This window comes from Galbibacter pacificus (assembly GCF_029603165.1).
Taxonomy (GTDB): domain Bacteria; phylum Bacteroidota; class Bacteroidia; order Flavobacteriales; family Flavobacteriaceae; genus Galbibacter; species Galbibacter pacificus.
This window is the reverse complement of sequence record NZ_JAQSVC010000006.1, coordinates 182,430-202,475: the sequence shown is the minus strand read 5'-3', so window position 1 is coordinate 202,475 and position 20,046 is coordinate 182,430. Positions and strand designations below refer to the sequence as shown.

Genomic DNA, 20,046 nt, shown 5'->3' with positions numbered 1-20,046 from the left:
TTTAGTGCTCCATTCTATGTTTTGTGTGCATAAATGTCCTTTTTTAGTGCCTCATTCTATATTTTGTATACATAAATGTCCCTTTTTAGTGCCTCATTCTGTGTTTTGTGTGCATAAACGTCCTTTTTTAGTGCCCCATTCTGTATTTTGTGTGCATAAATCTCCATTTTTAGTACCCTATTCTATGTTTTGTATGTGTAAATGTTCTTTTTTGGTACCCCATTCTATATTTTTTGTCCTTAAATATCTCTTTTTAGTGCTGCATCTGTGTTTTTCTATAATTTTTCTAATTATCTGCTATCGACCATAAAATATTATTTAATGCCTAGAACGCAGTAGAGACCCTATTTATAAAAGTGTTGGGCTTAACAACCTCATGACTATAATCAAGGTACAGCCATTGAGATTAATTACGGCTATATCTATAAAAAAAGGGTTTGCCACAACGGCAAACCCTTTCCACTATCAATCTAACAAACTAAATAATCAGTTATTCCATTTATCGTCTAAAAGTTTAATAAAGTAACCCCCTACAACGCTCCTTGCCTGGAAGCCCCTTTGATTTCCGTTGCTTGTAAAGTACCAGTCACTCATGGGAACGCGGTCTTTTGTTTCGGCCGCATAGGTATACACGGGGTTGGCCAGTTCTTCAAATGTATTTTTATCGTTGCTTAGGGTGGCTGTCCATAAAATCCAATCAGATTTGGTATAATCTGCCCTACTATCCAGAGGAAGACCGTACTTATTCTGTTTGGTTAAATAAAAATCGATTTCTTTTTTATATACTTCCTTAGGAAACAGGTCGAACTGCATCACTTTATCCCACACAAGGTTGTATTTTTGGCTCCAAGTGTTCATATCGTTAAACGTAAGTGCATAGTGATTGCCGGCATCTGCAAGTTCCATCCATTTTTTGGCCATGCTTTTGGCCATATCGGTATATTTCTTGGCTATATCGTCCTTACCTAACTGTTTTGCCAGGTAACCATAGCTTCCAATAGCTACAATTGCCTTAACAGATAGGTTTGCATTCCTTGCCAAGTGCCCAGCGAAGTCATCGGTACATAATTGGTTGCCCGGATCGAAACCTTTATCGGCCAAATAGTTTGCCCAAATGGTAAGCGTCTCCCAATGTTTTTTGGCATAATCTGCATTGCCTTCGGCTTTTGCTATGGCAGCTGTTAAGATAATCATGTTCCCAGATTCTTCAACTGGCATTGGCTCTCCGTATACGTGTCCGTTTGCCTTGGGGTATGTACCTATATCGTGTGCGGCAAAAGGCTTGTTATATTTGCCACTTTCAGAATAATAAAATATCCCTGTCAACATTCCCTTTAACAAATCTGGATTATATGTAAGGTACAATGGCGCAGATGGGTAGGTTACATCTACCGTATTGATACAGCCGTTGCTAAAGTTTTCTTTTGAAAGAAACAATATTTCTCCTTTAGGGCTTTCTACTAGTTTGTGGGCCGCAATACTTTGCCTGTACCCTATTTCGCACAATTTGGCATAGTCTTCCCCTCCGGAGGCCACTGCCTGTTCATGCAGGTTTTTATCGAAGGCGTTGCATTTGGCCATAATTTCTTTATAAGAAGTAGCAGCCTTGTCCAACTCGTTATCAATACTGTTTTTTCCATCCTTATTCCACCAAGGGCGTAGTTTATCGTGAAAGTATTCAATAGAATATTCATCATCGTAACCCAATAGCACCACATGGTCTTTGCTGTCCTTCACGGTTTCTTCGGGAAATACCGTACTAAGCATCAATTCTTTACCTTCTTTTACAAAATCGCTTTTTTTGCCCTGCATAAAATCTATTTTTGCATGGGTTACCGAGCTTACGTTTTGTGTAACGTTTGCCGATTTTGGCGCAGCCACATATAAATGCCCCCAATCTATGCGGAGATTATCTCCCTTTTTCTCCAAGACTGGCTGTTGTACGGTTCCAGTTTTAACATAGGCAACTTCTGAAGTGTTTCCTGTTGATGCCTGCATTAACTGGCTGGGTTCGTTGGCCGCCAAGGTAGACGAAGCTCCAAAATACACCTGTACCTTATGTTCGTTTCCGTCGTTTGACTTGGTTTTGAGGGAAATGTAGGACACCGGGCGCGAAAACACGTCCAGATTGTCCATTAAAAGTGGCGAGGTAAAGGTTAAGTTTACGTCCACGCCCCCGCACTCCAACACATATGAAGTTTGCGTAGCCGAAAGGTTCAATGATTTCTGTATGGCCACCTTGGCTTCTACCTCATCCTTTATTTTTTCTACAATACCGGCATCGAGCGCTTGCCCGCCCACATTGTTTTTTACATGAACCGCCAGGACATTGCCTGTTGCCTTTAAACTTTTAATTGCTTCTTGCGGAATGGTATAATATTCATAGCCATCGTTCCAGCATTTGCAGGTGTATACTTCGATCCCGTTGATGTATACCTCTACATCATCGTCATGGCGGAGTTTAAGGAAGATTTCGCCAAGGTCTGTAGACTTTAGGCTAAAGGTTCTTCGGTACCAGATGTGGTCGCTCGTCCATTTTGTATTGGCCATGTCCCCATCTCCATAAGGAGCGGGTGCCGATTTCCACGAAGTATCGTTAAAATTGTTTTTTTGCCAGTTCTCGCCGGGATTTTCTTCGGTTATCTTGGCACTGTATGCATTTTCTGTTCCTGTTGGGATAATTGTTTTATAGCTGGGGGCATCGTCTCCCAGTACACGGTATGTTTCGCCGTCTACTTTTACCATACCGATAAGGGATTGATTGGTGCCTGTCCAGTGTTTGGTGGGAGATTGGTTGATTTGGTCTGTAAACGACCAAATACTGAAATATGGATCGTGCGCTACCAATGGATAAGCCGGTGCCTGTCGTTGATCTTCAATACTTTTAACGGGCTGTTGTACAGTTTCGTTGTTTTTTTTCTTTGTTGTACAACAGACCAAAGACAATAAAGCAATTACTAAAAGGTTTTTTTTAAGCATTTGTTCCTGTGTGTTTTAAAAATTATAAAAACGAGTGCTTACATTCATAGTGTAAGCACTCGAAGCTAACCATAAATAAAAGATTTAAAGAATCATTTATTTAGTACTAATCAATAATAAATTATAAATCTATTTTTTCAACCTGCGAGTATATCATGTCTTCTACTCCAGCTATTTTAACACCTATCCTTGTATAGAGATACTCTTTAGATGCTAACATTTCGGGTATTTCAACAGTCATGCTCACAGCATTTGGATTGGTAAAATCTCCATCTATTCTGGCATCGTTATAATCACCGTTATCTGATACAAATTGTGTTTCGTTTACGTACAACGTTACACGCTCGATATTCTTTGCATCTGCATCGGTAATTATTTTTTCAAGCCTACATGTTCCTTCAATGCTATTTCCTGTTTTATTAAAAGAAGCATTTTGTATTAAGTAATATGGAGTAACTTCAATGCTAATTTCTTTATCTCCGTCTATATCTATAAAAATGGTATCTTGTTGTTGTTCATTTACGATATTGGTTCTAAAAGGGCCTTGTCCGTCAACAAACACTAGTTTATAATCCCCGTTATATAAGCGGGCACTAAACGAACCATCTTGTGCAATTCTAACCCCAAGCGGAGTAAGCGTTCCAAAACCCGGTTGCCATAATTGAAATTCAACTTCATTATTTCCAACGGGTACAGGATCTTGGTTATAGACAACGTTTCCTGTTAAAAAGGTACCGGGCTCGTCGAAATTATCTATATCATTACACGAAGCTAGAATGATAAAGGCTCCTATTAATATTATTAAATATCTTGCTTTCATGATTTCTGTTTTGATTTAATTATTGATTAGGGTTTCTAATAATCTTAGGGTTATTATTGATTACATCGTCCCCTATTTTAGAATAATAGTTCCCCAGCCTAAAACGATCGGCTCCTGTAACCCTAGCAGGCTTTACAATTTTATAGATATACTTGCCGTTGTTTGCACTGCCTGGGTCGTATATTTTGTAAGGCCACAAACCATAAGGTTGAGTCTTACGCTTTAGAGGGGCTCCAATGTTACCTGTCACTTCAGACGCTTCAATAGGAACCCCGTCAAGCACTTGATGTGCTATTCTCCAACGCTTTATATCGAAAAGGAAATGCCCCTCAAAAGCAAGTTCTATATAACGTTCGTGAACGATCCGATCGAAGGTTACGTCTCCCGCCGAAAGCGAAGTAGTTATTCCCGCACGGCTACGTATTTGGTTTAAATACCCTGCGGCAACATCGGCCTGGCCCAGCTCAAAGGCAGCTTCGGCAGCATTCAGCAATACCTCGGCATATCGATAACGCATTTGCCACAAATCGCTTTGCACACCTCTTTGTCCAGAAGCTGCCTTGGGGTCTTGAAACTTACGTATATAAAACCCGGTTTGCGCTGTAAATTCTAATCCGTCAATAGGACCGTCAAAACCAACAACCTGTACGGTACCCATGTCTCCCACTTCTTTTTGCTGTCCTCTGGAATCGCCAGAGATTACAGATCCATCCGGCATTTGGTAACCTGCCCAAATATCTACTTGGCGTCCTTTGAACGAGGATCCCGGTAAGATTACCGTTCCTGCCAAACGTGCATCCCTTCCTTCAAAAATATCGCCGATATTATCGTAATAAACAGGGTTTCCGGATGCGTCTTCTACAGGAATAGGCTCATATTGCCCATCTAAGGTTTCAAAAGATTGTACAAAGTTGAGTGATGGGTTGGTACGCCCGCCTTCTTCTTCTTCTGCACCAAATCGTGGCTGGTTTGATATGGTAAACCCATGTACTTTACCACTTTGTAATTTGTAATCTTCAACAAAAATAGCTTCGTTGTTTCCTATTTTGTCATAAAAAATACTGGCAAAGTTATCTGCTAAATCGGGTTTTTTCTGATACAATTCGTATCCGCCCGCTTCTCCATTAATGATTTCCTGTGCTGCGGTCAGTGCCGTTTGGTAATACCCATTAGCCTTGGAAGCAGGAATGCCTACCTCGCCGCCGGGCAAGGAAACTTGTGGGGTGCCGGCACCATATTTAGCAATAGATCCCGCGTAGAGTGCAGCCCTAGCTTCCATAGCCAGAGCGGCTCCTTTAGTAGCCCTTGACTTGGTGTCTATATCTGTTGGCAACAACTCTTTTACGGCCTCTGCCTCACTAATTACAAAGTCGTAAATTGCTGCTTCTGTTTCTCTTGGATGTTGTAAATAGGACGGATCTCCACTAAAATCATATTCTTCTGCTTCTAAAACCAATGGAACCCCCCCCATACGCTTTACCAGCTCAAAATAATAAGAGGCCCTTAAAAAGCGTGCTTCGGCCAAGAAACGTTGTTTGTCTGCATCGCTTAATTCGGTAGCGGGTTCGCATCTTTCAATAAATAAATTAATATCCCGAATGTATCCATAATCCCATGTGCCCCAGTCTCCATATCCATAATCGCTATTCTGGAAAGAACCATATCGACCGGCTTCAGACCAGAAGGCGATGTTAAACCGAGACATGGTGGACCAATCTTGAATCCAGGCAAAATCGTAATAACGGTCGTATAAATCTGCAATAACAGAAAGTGTTACTTCTGGGTCTGAAAAAACTTGCTCTTCAGTTAAAATATCGGTAGGCTCTCTATTAAGAAAGTCTTCATCATTGGCACAGCCAACACATAATAAAGCTGTGATTGTTGCTATATATATATACTTTTTCATCATTGTTGTTTTTTACGTTTAGATAGAAATATTAACACCAACATTCAATACTTTGTTCTGCGGATATTGTAAACCGTTATCATCTACAACCTCCGGATCGATTCCAAATTCTTTTAAGTTATCGAAAGAGAAATAGTTATACGCATTTACATACAACCTTAATTTCTGCAACTTTAACTTATCCAGTACTACTTGTGGCATGGAATATCCTAGCTCCATGGTTCTAATTCTAAATGAGGTGATGTTATGTAGCCAGAAAGTAGAATTCCAATTATTACTATGGCTACCATTGTTATAGCGAAGACCTGGATATTTTCCCGGAATCCATTCGCTATTTGGATCGAATGGGTCTTCGCGGTGCCATCTATCCAAAAATATTTCATTAAGTGCTCCTTCGTTTTGATAGGGTTTTCTCCCTTCCCAGTTTTGGTTCCAAGAATATCCTGAAGCACCTGAAAAATCGGCTGTAAAATCAAATCCTTTATAAGCTAACGACAAACTCAAACCATAATTTATCAAGGGTTGAGTATTATTGTACCCAATAGGGGTTTCGTCATACCAATCTATTTTGCCATCTCCATTAATATCTTCATAAATTAAATCGCCGGGATTCATTGTAATGTTTCCACGACCGTCAATATCTACTGGATAATTATCAATTTGTTCCTGCGATTCAAATTGACCTATCTGTGTATATCCCCAAAATAAATTGTTGTATCTCCCTTCAGAAGAGTTTCTATATTCATCGTACGAATTTCCAAAACGTGGTTTGTAACTTTCTAAGAATTTCGTTTTGGTATACGATACATTCCCCGAAACCATAATGTTTAAGTCACCAATATTTCCATAATAAGACAACATAAATTCCGAACCGTAAACAGCATCACTATTTACATTTTCGTCAGGCAAAGCATAGCCCAGCTCATTTGGCACCAATACATCATATTTCCTTCCTCTTAAGCCACTGCGCTCTCTGTAAAAATAATCGAAAGAACCGGTTAATTTACCATCGAACAAACCAAAATCTACACCAATATCGGTGATTTCACTTTCAAACCAAGAAATATTATCAATGGGTTGTCCTTTATCCCTACTTGGTATAATGGCTTCCCCGTCTATAATTACCGGAGTACCATCATTTGGATCGTACTCATATCCTGTAAGATAATCATATGGCCCTATGTATCTTGGATCGTCTGCATTAATTCCAAGATTAATATTATCATCTCCTAAAACTCCATAAGAAGCACGTATTTTAAAATCGCTTAAAATGGATTCTTCACCCAACCAATTCTTCATAAAAGGTTCTTCGGTAATACGCCATCCACCGGAAATAGAAGGAAATATACCAACACGCTTATTGGGTGCAAACTTCCAAGATGCATCTCTACGGATGGAAGAATTGATATAATATTTGTCCTTGTAATTGTATGTAAAGTTCCCTACGTAACCAATTCTTGCTTCTTCATATTCACTATCGTCATAGGTATCCATGTCTGGAAAGTAGATTAATGGCAATACGTTGGTTTTTGGTACCGAGTGCACCCATTGTGTTTGCTCATTAATATCGATACGCTCTACCAAGAACATAGCAGTCAAGGTATGTTCATCATTAATTACTTTTTTATAGCTCAACGATCCCTGAAATACGTTTTGTATTTTTTTATGGGTTCTACGCTCCCTCCATGGGTTGGTACTTCCTCCTGTAACACTATAGGTATCGTTAGCTGGGTCGTATGTATAAGCTTCGTAAGTATACTCATGCCCATTCATTACCTGATCTGCAATGTAATATGAATACATCCCTTTTGCTTTTAACCCTGGAATAAACCCGAAATCGTATTCAGCACTGAAGTTATTTTGAAGTACTCTCCAAGTAGTTTGGCTATATCCTCCAACTTCAAAATTATGTAATCCCCAGTTGGTTTCATTATGACCAATATCGTTTAAATATTCAGGATTGTCGTTTGCATAGGGACGCTCAAAAGGTCTGTTTCTAAGAATTGCAAACCGTGGCAACCAATAGTCGTCTGTACCTGGAATCCCTGGGTTTTTTCGTTCTTCAATCCTACCATTAATTTGAACCCCTACCTTTAAATTATCAGTAATTTGTGCATCTACGTTACTCTGAACGTTGGTTCTATCAAAAGTAAATTCATCTCCAAAAACAGCTTCCTGATTTAATTTTGTAAAAGATAAATAGTAATTAATTTTTTCGGATCCGCCGGTGGCATTGATGTTAATGTTTGAAACTGGGGCGTTTTTCTTTACAATAAAATCCCTCCAGTTAAACGACTGATAACCATATTCTTCCCCAATCCTGTATTTTTCGAGTTCTTCGGGAGTAATCGATGTAGACCCAAATTCGTTCACCTCTGCCTCGGCCTTCCCTAACATCCATTCATAAGAATCGTTTACGGCCTCTGGAAAACGTGTCCAATTTTGCCACCCAGTGTAAGCATCTATATTTACGGTGCTCCTACTTCCCTTTTTACCTTTTTTGGTAGTTACTACTACCACACCGTTGGCGGCACGGGAACCATAAATTGCCGCAGAACCATCTTTTAACACCGAGATACTTTCGATATCATTGGGCGACAAGTTATTAAACTGTCCCGCATCTTGCTGTACCCCATCAATAACATACAGAGGATTTCCCATATTACGGATTTGAATATTGGCAGAAGCTCCAGGACGTCCATCGGGCATTCTAAAACTTACCCCGGGCAATTTACCGGCTAACCCAGTACTTACGGTACTCCCTGCATGTACTTTTTCAATATCACTACTTGTTATGGATGAAATTGCTGCTGTTAAATCCTTTTTTTCTTGTGTTGAATACCCAACAACAATTACTTCGTCTAAAGCTTCAACATCTTCCAGCAATTGAACATTGATGGTTGTACGGCCATCAACTGAAACTTCATGTGATTTAAACCCGATTGAACTATAAACCAATGTAGCATCTGGACTTGCCGTTATTGTATAGTTTCCATCAAAATCGGTGGTTGCTCCATTTCCACTCGCTCCTTTAACGAGTACTGTAACATAAGGAATGGGTACTCCATCATCTTTTCCGGTAACGGTACCGCTAATCGTTACCTGATCCTGCCCGTATGAGTATAAACTCACCAAACCGCAAAATAGCGTCAGGATCATTTGTTTAATTAGTTTTTTAGAGTTTGTTTTCATTGAATTTCATTTTTTTGAAACATTTTGTTTTTAGTTAGCATTTCATTCAAATCAGTTTTACATTTTTTTAACAAAATCGTTTAAATAAAAGTAAAAAACACCTTAATAAAATTTTGTAAAAAAATAAAGGTCGATTATAGATTAGACAATGAGTTAGGGTTTAAATTGTCAAATACTAAAAATTATCTTCCTTTTTTTGCTGATTTGATTATTTCAAAATACCATAATATATATGTGACTCACCCGTTTGTTTTGTTTCAATCTTTCGTACAAACTGTTCAAATTCTAATTTTACGTTAAAAAATGGATAGGAATAAGACATTATGCATAGGTATGAAACATAATGAATAGTTGTTTGTTTGATAAATATTTATGTTTTCTATTGCCTAAAATGCATTTTTTTTATAAAAACAGACCTTATCCTCGACGTTGAAATAATAATCGTATCAAAATCCTTTCAGCTTACGGATAAAACATAAGCAACAGATGGTAATTGTTGCCTATGCAGAATGGAAAAAATTAGGGTTAACCCGATAGGCTTTCATATTTAAAACATGCATATGTCAAGCTCCCTTCATTAAAAGTACATATACAATATACCTCTAGATAAAAATGGAAAATTCGTTATACAACACTTTTTGACAAGCTCATTTTTTATACTGAGCAGCACCTGCAACCGGTTATTTAAATTAGTTCCTTGTTTATAAACAAAAAAGGCTTCCGGTTTCCCGAAAGCCTTTGCCAAAATCCATGAGATTTGACTAGCTGAAAATAATTACAATTAAACTAACTATATGAAAAAATAATATTATTCATTAATGCTGTTTATTACTTCTTGGTTTACATCATGTACCTTTTTAAAGTCCATTTTATCCACCTTTCTGTCGTAGGTCATAAATCCGTTTACCTCACCTTCAACATCGGTGGTTTGTGTATAAACAGCTGCGGAAAAACCGGTTTTTACAAAGCCCTTTAATTTGTTGGCATACTTAACATACTCCTTAGTGGTCTCGTTTGAGTTCTTGAACTTTACATACCCCCAATTGTTATCTGTTTTCCAAAGGTGGCCTTCAAGGGGCAGGCCAATCCCGCCATATTCCCCTAAAACGGTTACGCGGTTGGCATCGTACAAGTACATATCTGGACCAGGGTAATTGTGCAAATCCAAGATATCGCCGGTCTGGAAATGGTTTCCGCCACTCGCTGAATTTATAAGCCTTGACGGATCGTAACTTTGGGTCCATTCGGTAATTTCAACCGTTTTAAATTGCCCCCAAGCCTCGTTAAAAGGTACCCAAACCACAATACTTGGATATGAATACAGATAATCAATAATTTCTTTCCATTCTTTGCGGTAGATCTGTTCAGATTTATTGCTTCGCTTCAATTCGGTTCCGTCAAAATATTTTTTGTTTTGCCATATCGGAGCGGCATCACCGCTTGGCATGTCCTGCCAAACCAAAATACCAAGCTCGTCGCAATGCGTATACCAACGTGCTGGCTCGACCTTTACGTGCTTACGTATCATGTTGAAGCCTAATTCTTTGGTCTTTACAATGTCGTATTTCAACGCCTCGTCAGTTGGTGCGGTATACAAGCCATCGGGCCACCAGCCTTGGTCCAAAGGTCCAAACTGGAAATAATCTTTATTGTTCAATTGCATCCTTACGATTCCGTTCTCGTCTCTTTTTTTGGAAATTTTGCGCATTGCAAAATAGCTTTCTACTTCATCGGTGATAGCCCCGTTGCTTAACAGCTTAACGGTCATTCTATACAAAAATGGCGCCTCGGGCGACCACAATTTTTGGTTTTCAACATATATATCAAAAGCTTCAGCAGCATTGGCCTTGGTAACAGACAGCACTTTATCGCCATCTTTTACGGTAACCTCGATGACATCTCCATATGTGGCATTAGTCAAAACGGGTTTGATGGACACCGTGCTCTCATCGATATTTGGAGTAATCTTTAGTTCTTTTATACTTTTATCGGCAACGGGTTCTATCCATACCGTCTGCCAGATCCCCGTAACAGGCGTGTACCAGATACCTTCTGGTTTTTTTACTTGCTTTCCTCGTGGTTGCGGTCCATCGCTGGTTGGGTCCCAAACCTTGATTTTCAATTTTTGGTCGCCGCTCTGCAAAAACGGGGTTATGTTGAACGAAAACGGTGTATATCCTCCAGTATGGGAACCTATTTTTATACCGTTAAGCCAAATATCTGTTTTCCAGTCAACGGCCCCAAAATGAAGCAATATATTTTTACCGTTCCAGTTATCTGGCACCGTAAAAGAAGTTTCGTACCATAATTCTTTAGATGCGCCCACTTCTTTCATTACCCCCGAAAGGCTGGATTCTATGGCAAAAGGGACTAAAATTTTCCCATCGGCTTTTTTTGGGGCTCCCTTTCCGGCATCTTGAATGGCATAATCCCACAAACCGTTAAGGTTTTTCCACTCTTTACGTTCCATTATCGGGCGCGGATATTCGTTCAATACGTTTTCGGTATCAATCTGGTTGGCCCATTCTGTTTTAATTTTATTTCCGGCGGGCTTCCATTGTTGTGCAAACATTGCTGCGCTTCCTAACAATGCGGCGCCAATTAAAAAGCGGTTCTTTTTTCGTTTTAGTTGATTAATCATTATAATATAAAGGGTTAAAATATAGTTGTTAAAAAATTTTGTTCTCAATCATCATTCTACATTTTTTTATTGTGATTTTTATTAACCTCAATCAAAAAAACTTAATAATTTGCCATTTGTCCTGTTGAATGTTCTCAATTATTCAATAAAAACCCATTGAAAATGACAAATCATCGAAACCAAAGAGAGTGAATTTTAATTATTTTGAATATGCCATTTGTTTCATTATTTCGTTTTAATCATTCACAATGCGTTAAAAGCGCACAGATTGTATGTTAAATGAAACATTATGCACACAATAAAAACAAAATGATGGCTTTAGTTTTTTACGGAATACACGGGAAATTCGGTAATTCTTAAGGTTGTACATCCGTAGGGAATTAAAACAATGGGAGCTAATTTATCTTTTGGCCGTGCAGGTGCTCCCCAAAAGCCGGGGATAACCGCAACCCCGTTAACCGCTTTCCAGTTGTCGACCTGAACACCGTTTAATTCCAGTTGAATAGGCGCATTTTCAATATTCCAAGGATATACTTCATGCGTCCAATTTTTTTCAACTATTTTAATATTTTCCGAAGGGTTTTCAATAACGGTATTCAACAATGCCATGTTCCAATTGGTCTTGGGATACACTTCTGTAAAAGTTCCAAAGTGGTCTCCTCTGTTTTTTTCCGCAAGGCGATGGTCTATTTTTAATGAATACACCAATGGTCCCCTTTCAACTGTTTTTGTAAACTGGTACCAAGTAGAAATTTTAAGTTCCATGGGGAGTTTTAAGGTAATTTCGTCGCCGTTATTCCACTTCCTCTCCAAAACTACTATTTGGTTCTCTACGGAAAATTTAACTTCCCTGCCATTTATAAGAATAGAAGGCGTTTTTGCCCATTCCGGTATTCTAAGGTGAAAAGGAAAAAAGGCTTCTTTTGAAAGCTTCATTTTAAAATGTACGGTTTCCCTGAACGGATAGCCTGTTTTTTCTTCCATTTGAAGCAGGACGCCATTAGCCACTTTCATGGTAACTTCGCTGGGCGCATATTGCAAGGCCGCTATCCCACCGTTTTTGGTTGCATAAAACAGATTTTGAACAAATTTAGGCCACGACTGATGCATATTGGTCGTGCAACAAGGATACCCGGTGGTTGTACCGTATACAAAATCGGTATGTTGATGGTTATTGGATTCAAACGAAGTACCCAATTTATCGCTTAACTCAATTTGATTGGCTGCCTGAAAATATTGCCTCGACATATAATCGTCTGAAGCCTGTGTGGGCAATGCATTGTATGTTATCCGCTCCAATTGGTCTGCAAATTCCATATCGCCGGTAATCTTCAGCATGGTTTCCAACGAAAACATTTCTTCTGAAATGGCACAAAACTCGATTCCCTGCACCGGATTATTACCGTGCAAGGGCTCGTCTCCACCATACATTCCTTGCGGCTGACCGTGATATTTTTTTATATCGGCAAAGGCCTTTTTTACCGCTTTTAGGTGATCTTGATTTAAATCGGCCTGATAAGCTACCACTGGCTCTTTTATTCCTTGAGCCAGATTAACGGTATGGATACCTCCTATTTTTGATATGGTAAGGTTCTCTATTTCGGTTGTATCAAACGGGTATCTTTTCATCTGCCCATAATACCAAGGGTTTGAAGGGTCGTTATTATTTTCCGTATTCAAAAAAACTTCCGTCCACGGAAAAGTTTGTTCCTGAATAATTTTACCCAAATCCAGTAAAAACTTATCCCCGGTAATATTATAAAACCAATATACCACCTGAAGATTGTCGCCTCCCCGCCTGTTGCCCCAAAAAGAAAGATAATCGAGCGGTCTTTTTGGCAATTCTTGCAGTTGATACTTAAAATATTTGGTCAAGGCCGTAATTACCCTTTTATCTTCCGTGGCGTTGTAGTATTGCTGGAGAATTTTAAGCATCACCATTTTTGGCCACCAATCCATTCTATTGCCCCGTTGCAAACCTGGTTCGTATACAGGTTTTCCTTTAAATGGCACAGGTCCCAAGTACCCATTTTCGGCTTGATTGTTAAGCGTCCATTCAACCCACGGCCGTACTTTTTCCTTTAATTTTTCATCGTTAAGAATATAGGCCAATGGCAATAAGCCATCAATCCAATAAGGGCCCCTTTCCCAACCGTCGCCATCGCCACCCAACCAACCGTTACGTTTTCCTACAACATCTCCATAAATGGAATCCAGGTTTCCCGTCATTCCGTTTGCCATACGCTGCAACTGGTCTTCAAGCCATGCTTTTGGTTTTATGGCGCCAAGGGGTAATTCCAGATAAGGATTTTCTTTCAGCGGAGCCTTATTTTGAAGGTATAAAGCAAGTGTGCTCCTTTCTGTTTTTTTATCAGAAGTAGTTTCATTGGTATTGCAACCAAAAAACAACAATGCTGAAAAAAAGGCTAAAAGAACTCTCATGCATTTGGTTATTAAGATGCTTTTTCGGCTGAAAATTTATTGCGGTAAACTGCCGTTGCATATAAGGCAACCATTAAAAAGCAAATTGCCGGCAAAACAAACGAAAAATTAATTTCGGATATGCCCAGTATTTTAATATCGCTTACGCCGGCTCCGCCCAAATCGATCAATATGCCCTGTAATTGTGGCAATAATGCTCCTCCAACAATGGCCATAACAAGACCGGCAGCACCAATCTTAGAATCTTCTTCAGAAAGCCCGTCAAGGGCAATTCCATAAATCGTGGGGAACATAATAGAAAGAAAGGCCGATATCATCACCAAAAAGTAAAGTCCAATTTCATTTTGAACAAACATGGTACCCAAGCAGCAAATAATACCAAAAAGGGCAAAGTAAAACAACAGTTTGGAAGAACTCATAAATTTCAATAAATAAGTTCCAATAGCCCTTCCGATGGTAAAAAGAAAGAAAGCCGCTAATTGATAATTGGCTGCCGTTTCTGATGAAACCCCAATTCCTTCAGCATATTGATAAATATAGGTCCAGCACATAATTTGTGCGCCCATGTACATTACCAAGGCCAAAACCCCATAAACGTACCTTTTATTTTTAAAAAGGCTGGAGAAAGTTTTGGACAAGCTTGGAATGCCCTCTTCATCTCTAACCTGTGGCATTTTGTTAAGGAGTATCATTACCAGTACTGCCAAAACAACAATTCCTAAAATTACATAAGGATCACGGATTACCATTAAATCGGAGGTTCTTATCAATGTCTTTTTTGCTTCGGCCAGAGCACTGTAATTTTCGTAATCATCCGATTGAAGCTTTTCCAGTACAAAAAACTTGGCCACCAACAATCCCAGGACCAATCCTACGGGATTAAATGCCTGCGCTAAATTAAGCCTTCGGATGGCCGTTTTGCTATTGCCCATTGAAAGAATATACGGATTGGCCGTAGTCTCCAAAAATGCCAGTCCGAAAGTAAGCACGTACAAGCCAAGGCAGAAGAACCAAAACTGTTGGGTTGTAGCCGCCGGATAGAAAAGTAATGCGCCAACAGCATACAAAGTCAGCCCGATTATAATTCCGCTTTTGTAGGAGAATTTCCTAACAAAGAGTGCCGCTGGCAAAGCCATGCAAAAATAGCCCCCATAAAACGCCATTTGCACCCAGGCTGCCTGTGAGTTGGTTAACTCCAACACCTTTTTAAATGCCTGAACCATTGGATCTGTAACGGCATTGGCAAACCCCCATAATGCAAATAAAGAGGTGATTAAAACAAATGGAAGCAATATTTTTTTTGAAACTAATGGTGTTGTATCGTTTGTATTCATGGTATCAGGATGGTTTTATATTTTTGGTAATATGAGTTCTATTTTTTTCCAAAAGCTATCGTTAAGCGCATATGCAGCCCCAATAATGTTTGCTTCTTCTGTATTGCTTATAATTTGAATGGAAAGGTCCATACCAGCTTCGGAAAATGCTTCTTTTAAATCTGGCAGGAACAAAGAAGAAGATTTTGCAATGCTTCCGCCAATGATAAGTAAATCCGGTTGAAATTTATTTATATAAGGAAGCATGAACTCGCATAAATTAACTGTAAATTTTTTGAACAATACTTTAGCGACCTCTTTTTCTTCATCGATAATTTCTTTCACACCATAAATATCGTTATTTCCGTTGTATTCTTCATATGCATTTATGAACCATCGGGTTGAAAAATAATCATCTGAAATTCCATTTTTATATGGTTTATCCCAGAGACAGCCATTTTCGGGAACTTCATTGCCTGTAAGGATTGGCATATCACCATCAAAAAAAGCAGCACCAAAACCAGTTCCCAAAGTAATTGCAATTACTTTTTTATCGGTTTTGATTCCGCCGCACAACAAACTTCCCAGACCAAAAGAGGATGCATCGTTAAGAAAACGAAGCTTTATATTTTTTGCCGATACGTATTTTGGCAATTCATTTAAAACGGATACATTGTAAAGCGATTCGTACTTGTCGTTCACTTCAAACATGGCTATGCCTTCTTTGTACTTAAAAGGCCCGGGCATGGCAAAACCAATTCCTTCAATCTGTTTTCCTTTAAATATTTTTAAAACCTGGTTTATGGTATCTCCCCATGTTTGAAGAATTGTTTCTTTGCTCGCTTTCGAGTTTACTTCATTTTGAAAATATGTTTCCGGAAGAATGGTATTTGTGTTTGTATTTACAGCCGCACAAGACACATGGCTCCCCCCTATATCTACTCCAATTACTATTGGCATTCTATGCAATTTTTTGTTAATTAATGTATGTTGACCCCTGCTCTGTTTATAGCAGAGAGCACACTTATTCTGTTAATATGTTTATATGCCCGCCCTTTATAAATAAATCGTGTGGAACAAAATACCCTTTGGTTGGTTGATTGTCCACTTTAATTTCCTTCAGGCCTCTTTTTCCGGCATTTGTATTGATTTTTAAATGTTTGTTATTAAACAATGTTATGTCCACTTCATTAAAAACCGGCACCGTAACAAGATATTCGGGGTCGGCGGGAGACAACGGATAAATTCCCATTGCGGTGAAAACATACCAAGAAGACATCTCGCCTGCATCGTCCATTCCGGGTAATGCCAAGCCGTTTTCACCAATTCCGTAAAAATTGTTCAATATATTATCCAACACCTTTTGGGATTTTTCCGGTTTATCAACAAAATAATATGCAAAAGGAGCTTCGTGGTCTGGTTGGTTTCCTTGGCAATATTGACCAATAAAACTGGAAACATTTCTAGCAATATGCTCTGGGTTCCACGGCAAGGTAAACATGGAGTCCAGTTTAGCTTCAAAAGCATCCTTTCCGCCATAAAGCGTTACCAATCCCTGCATATCATGCGGCACATAAAAAGATACTTGCCATGCATTTGCCTCGCGGTACATGTATTCGTAATATGGATATTGCGGATTGAAAGGTGTTATCCAACTGCCATTTTTTAATTTTCCGCGCATAAAATTTGTAGAAGCATCAAAAACGTTCTTATAATTCTTGGATCGTATTTGCAAATCGTTGTAATGAACGGTATCGTTCATTTCTTGTGCCAATAGGGATAGCGCATAGTCGTCGTATGCATATTCCAGTGTTTTGGAGACCCCGGCCTTGGCCTTGGTTTCTACATGTGGATTTTCAACATCGGGATCGGCTATATACCCTTTCTCGATATATTCGGCAATATAGGGTCTGGTGCCTCCTTCTTTATAAGCATTGTTTAACAATAATTTGTATGCCTTATCAACATCAAAATCGTTAATTCCCCGCAAATAAGATCCGGTTATAAAAGAAGCGGCATGGTCTCCATGAAAAAAAGTTGGAACAAAACCCCTTATTTCACCACGGTCAACGAGCGAGTTTATTACGTCGTTTGTGACCTTTGGAGACAACAAGCCCAATAAAACCACTTTATTTCTGTAAGTATCCCATAGAGAAGGAATTGTGTAATACTTATATGCCTCGTTTCTTACTTTTCCCGATTCATCGGTAAAATCACCATTTATGTCACTTCGCAGGGCCGGCCATAAAAATGCCCTGTATAAAGAGGTATAGAAAAGTTCTTTTTCCCTTTTGCTTCCGCCCGATACTTTTATTTTAGACAAAAGGTCGTCCCAGACTTCATTGGCGCTATTTTGAACTTCGGTTATTGTTTTGTTGCCAATTTCGTTCTTGAGGTTTTCCTTTGCATTTTCTTCACTTACAAAAGACAATCCTATCCGTAATATTACCTTGTTTTCATCATCGTTTAAATGAACCAAAGCATAGCCTTTTGCCTTGCCTTCGTTAATTTTTTCTATCTGCTTAATTTCTTGGCTAATGGTTGCATAAAAATATATTTTTTCATTTCCCATTTTTTGGTAACCGGCCACTTGGTTTTCACCTGTTTTTTTCAGGGTCCAATCGTCAACATGATTATTAGCCCTTCCAAGATCGAACAAAATTTTCCTATCGGAATTATCTTTAAACGCATATTCATGAATGCCACACCGCAATGTTGAGCTTAATTTTACATCTACTCCATAATCGTTCAAGAAAACTTGATAATATCCAGGTGAAGCCTTTTCACGACCATGATCAAAAGAAGATTTATAAGGAAACGAAGCATTTTTTGATATTGGCAGTACCGGGATATTGCAAAGGTTCCAATGCCCTTTGTTGGTATGCGCAAAACCTAAAATTTCCTTATCTTCATATTCGTACCCTGCGCCTGTTCCGTATTGGGTTATGGGACTTAATTGCACCATGGCATTGGGCAAAGACGAGCCCGGATAAACAAGTCCGGCCCACACCCGCCAATCTTTTGGGGGCGTATAACCTATGGTTTTGGGGTCTGTAAGCGGTGCTGTTCCAATAAAGGGATTTACATACGATGTAAAATTAACATCATCTGCCACAACCGCTTTTTCCTTTTTGCCACAGGTAACCAATATGCCCAACAATGCCAAAAAAGGAAGTATTCTTCTAATTTTTTTATAAAGCAACGTCATTTTTAGCAGTTATTTTAATAGTTCGGGTTTTGTTACATAAGTCTCCCATAACAACTCTCCAAAAAGAGTATTTGCCCATGCAAACCATGACCTTGTAAAGTTTTTAGGGTCGTCTTTATGAAAAGATTCGTGCATAAATCCGGTACCGCCATGAGTTGTCTTTAAAGTAGCTATGCATTGCTTTATTTCATCAGGAGAAGTACTTGTTAAAGCCCTCATGGTAATGCCCATTGGCCAGATCATATCCATTCCCACATGTGGCCCACCAATTCCTTCGGCGGCCTTTCCTTTAAAGAAAAATGGGTTGTCCAGCGACCATACAAAATTACGTGTGTTCTGATAGATTTTATCGTTTACATCAATGGCGCCCAAGTAAGGCAGGGAAAGCAAGCTAGGTACATTGGCATCGTCCATTAACAAATGGTTTCCATAACCGTCTATCTCAAAAGCATAAATATCTCCATGTTTTGGATGATTTACAACCGCATATTTCCCCAAAGCAGTTTCAACTTCATTGGCCAATGCCAATAATTCGTTTGAAAGTTCGGCATCCGAATGGATTTCGGTTACCATTTCCGCAGCTTGTTTTAAACTCACCACTGCAAAGAAATTTGAAGGAACCAAAAATGAAAAAACCGTGGCATCGTCGCTAGGCCTAAAAGCCGAACAAATTAATCCAACCGGGTTTACGGGATAGCCGTATCCCTTTAAGGCCCTTGTGTCTGTAGCATGAGGTGTTTCGCGCATAAACGAATAAGGCCCCGGCCCTTCTTTTTGCTGTTGGTCCTTAAAAGTTTTTAGAACTGCCCGAATGGCCAATTTCCAATCGTTATCAAATAAATTGGCCTCACCTGTATTCTTCCAATAATTATATGCCAAACGAATTGGGTAGCACAAAGAATCTATTTCGTATTTGCGCTCGTGCACGCCGGGTTTCATGTCGGTATAATCGCTTGCCCACTCCCCTTTTTTATTGGGATCGTTGTAAAAAGCATTGGCATATGGATCTTTTAAAATATATGAAGTCTGCCTATTTATTACACCAGCAATAAGATCTTTTAAATGCTCATCCTTATCTATAAAAGCCATATATGGCCATACTTGCGCAGAGCTGTCCCTTAACCACATGGCATCAATATCCCCGGTGATTACATAGGTGTCTGGTTTGCCATTTTTTTTGGTAAACGTTACCGTTGTGTCCAATGTATTCGGAAAGCAATTATTAAACAGCCATACCAATTCGTCATCGTTTACGTTTTTTGAAAATTCTTTAATTGCCTTTTCTATGGCCTTGCTTGTAAAATTTCGCTGCGCTTCTGCAATTCTTACCGTTGGAAACTGTTTCTTTGAAGAAGCCACTATATCCATGGGGTTTATAAAAGCCAGCGACCCCGCCATAGCTGTATTTTGTATAAATTTTCTTCGTTCCATTTTCTAAAAACATATTAAGTTATAGGTGACTATTGTTGCTATTTTTGCCATGCAATATACTAAAACGTTTTAGTTTTTAAAAGTGAATTTAACTTTATTTTTTTATTAACATTT

General features: G+C 39.0%; 10 protein-coding genes. All 10 read right to left on the bottom strand.

Annotated features, from left to right (window positions below; all coding sequences use genetic code 11):
- Positions 1 to 486 precede the first annotated feature (486 nt).
- The gene (locus PSF86_RS15840) at positions 487 to 2,979 is read right to left on the bottom strand and encodes a glutaminase family protein (protein ID WP_277901067.1); all 2,493 of its coding nucleotides are present in this window, start codon (positions 2,977 to 2,979) and stop codon (positions 487 to 489) included.
- A gap of 121 nt (positions 2,980 to 3,100) precedes the next feature.
- Positions 3,101 to 3,799 (bottom strand): DUF3823 domain-containing protein, encoded by a 699-nt coding sequence (locus PSF86_RS15835; protein ID WP_277901066.1) that lies wholly within the window; start codon positions 3,797 to 3,799, stop codon positions 3,101 to 3,103.
- A gap of 19 nt (positions 3,800 to 3,818) precedes the next feature.
- Positions 3,819 to 5,705 carry a RagB/SusD family nutrient uptake outer membrane protein gene (locus PSF86_RS15830; RefSeq protein WP_277901065.1) on the bottom strand — a complete coding sequence of 629 codons (1,887 nt, stop codon included), beginning with the start codon at positions 5,703 to 5,705 and terminating at the stop codon, positions 3,819 to 3,821.
- An 18-nt stretch (positions 5,706 to 5,723) separates the two neighbouring features.
- The gene (locus PSF86_RS15825; protein ID WP_277901064.1) at positions 5,724 to 8,897 is read right to left on the bottom strand and encodes a SusC/RagA family TonB-linked outer membrane protein; all 3,174 of its coding nucleotides are present in this window, start codon (positions 8,895 to 8,897) and stop codon (positions 5,724 to 5,726) included.
- Between the two features lie 808 nt (positions 8,898 to 9,705).
- Complete coding sequence (locus PSF86_RS15820) at positions 9,706 to 11,538, bottom strand: glycoside hydrolase family 2 protein (RefSeq protein ID WP_277901063.1); 1,833 nt, start codon at positions 11,536 to 11,538, stop codon at positions 9,706 to 9,708.
- Between the two features lie 318 nt (positions 11,539 to 11,856).
- Positions 11,857 to 13,980, bottom strand: a complete 2,124-nt coding sequence (locus tag PSF86_RS15815; RefSeq protein WP_277901062.1) for a beta-L-arabinofuranosidase domain-containing protein — start codon at positions 13,978 to 13,980, stop codon at positions 11,857 to 11,859.
- Positions 13,981 to 13,991: 11 nt separating this feature from the next.
- The gene (gene fucP / locus PSF86_RS15810) at positions 13,992 to 15,314 is read right to left on the bottom strand and encodes an L-fucose:H+ symporter permease (protein ID WP_277901061.1); all 1,323 of its coding nucleotides are present in this window, start codon (positions 15,312 to 15,314) and stop codon (positions 13,992 to 13,994) included.
- Between the two features lie 15 nt (positions 15,315 to 15,329).
- Positions 15,330 to 16,253, bottom strand: a complete 924-nt coding sequence (locus PSF86_RS15805) for an ROK family protein (protein ID WP_277901060.1) — start codon at positions 16,251 to 16,253, stop codon at positions 15,330 to 15,332.
- A 64-nt stretch (positions 16,254 to 16,317) separates the two neighbouring features.
- On the bottom strand, positions 16,318 to 18,501 hold the full coding sequence (locus PSF86_RS15800; protein ID WP_277901059.1) for a GH92 family glycosyl hydrolase: 2,184 nt from the start codon (positions 18,499 to 18,501) through the stop codon (positions 16,318 to 16,320).
- A 9-nt stretch (positions 18,502 to 18,510) separates the two neighbouring features.
- Positions 18,511 to 19,932 (bottom strand): glycoside hydrolase family 125 protein, encoded by a 1,422-nt coding sequence (locus tag PSF86_RS15795; RefSeq protein WP_277901058.1) that lies wholly within the window; start codon positions 19,930 to 19,932, stop codon positions 18,511 to 18,513.
- Positions 19,933 to 20,046: the final 114 nt, after the last annotated feature.

Excerpts from the sequence above, each read along its gene's own strand:
- PSF86_RS15840 (WP_277901067.1), bottom strand. The coding sequence starts at position 2,979 with ATGCTTAAAAAAAACCTTTTAGTAATTGCTTTATTGTCTTTGGTCTGT.
- PSF86_RS15835 (WP_277901066.1), bottom strand. The coding sequence starts at position 3,799 with ATGAAAGCAAGATATTTAATAATATTAATAGGAGCCTTTATCATTCTA.
- PSF86_RS15830 (WP_277901065.1), bottom strand. The coding sequence starts at position 5,705 with ATGAAAAAGTATATATATATAGCAACAATCACAGCTTTATTATGTGTT.
- PSF86_RS15825 (WP_277901064.1), bottom strand. The coding sequence starts at position 8,897 with ATGAAAACAAACTCTAAAAAACTAATTAAACAAATGATCCTGACGCTA.
- PSF86_RS15820 (WP_277901063.1), bottom strand. The coding sequence starts at position 11,538 with ATGATTAATCAACTAAAACGAAAAAAGAACCGCTTTTTAATTGGCGCC.
- PSF86_RS15815 (WP_277901062.1), bottom strand. The coding sequence starts at position 13,980 with ATGAGAGTTCTTTTAGCCTTTTTTTCAGCATTGTTGTTTTTTGGTTGC.
- fucP (WP_277901061.1), bottom strand. The coding sequence starts at position 15,314 with ATGAATACAAACGATACAACACCATTAGTTTCAAAAAAAATATTGCTT.
- PSF86_RS15805 (WP_277901060.1), bottom strand. The coding sequence starts at position 16,253 with ATGCCAATAGTAATTGGAGTAGATATAGGGGGGAGCCATGTGTCTTGT.
- PSF86_RS15800 (WP_277901059.1), bottom strand. The coding sequence starts at position 18,501 with ATGACGTTGCTTTATAAAAAAATTAGAAGAATACTTCCTTTTTTGGCA.
- PSF86_RS15795 (WP_277901058.1), bottom strand. The coding sequence starts at position 19,932 with ATGGAACGAAGAAAATTTATACAAAATACAGCTATGGCGGGGTCGCTG.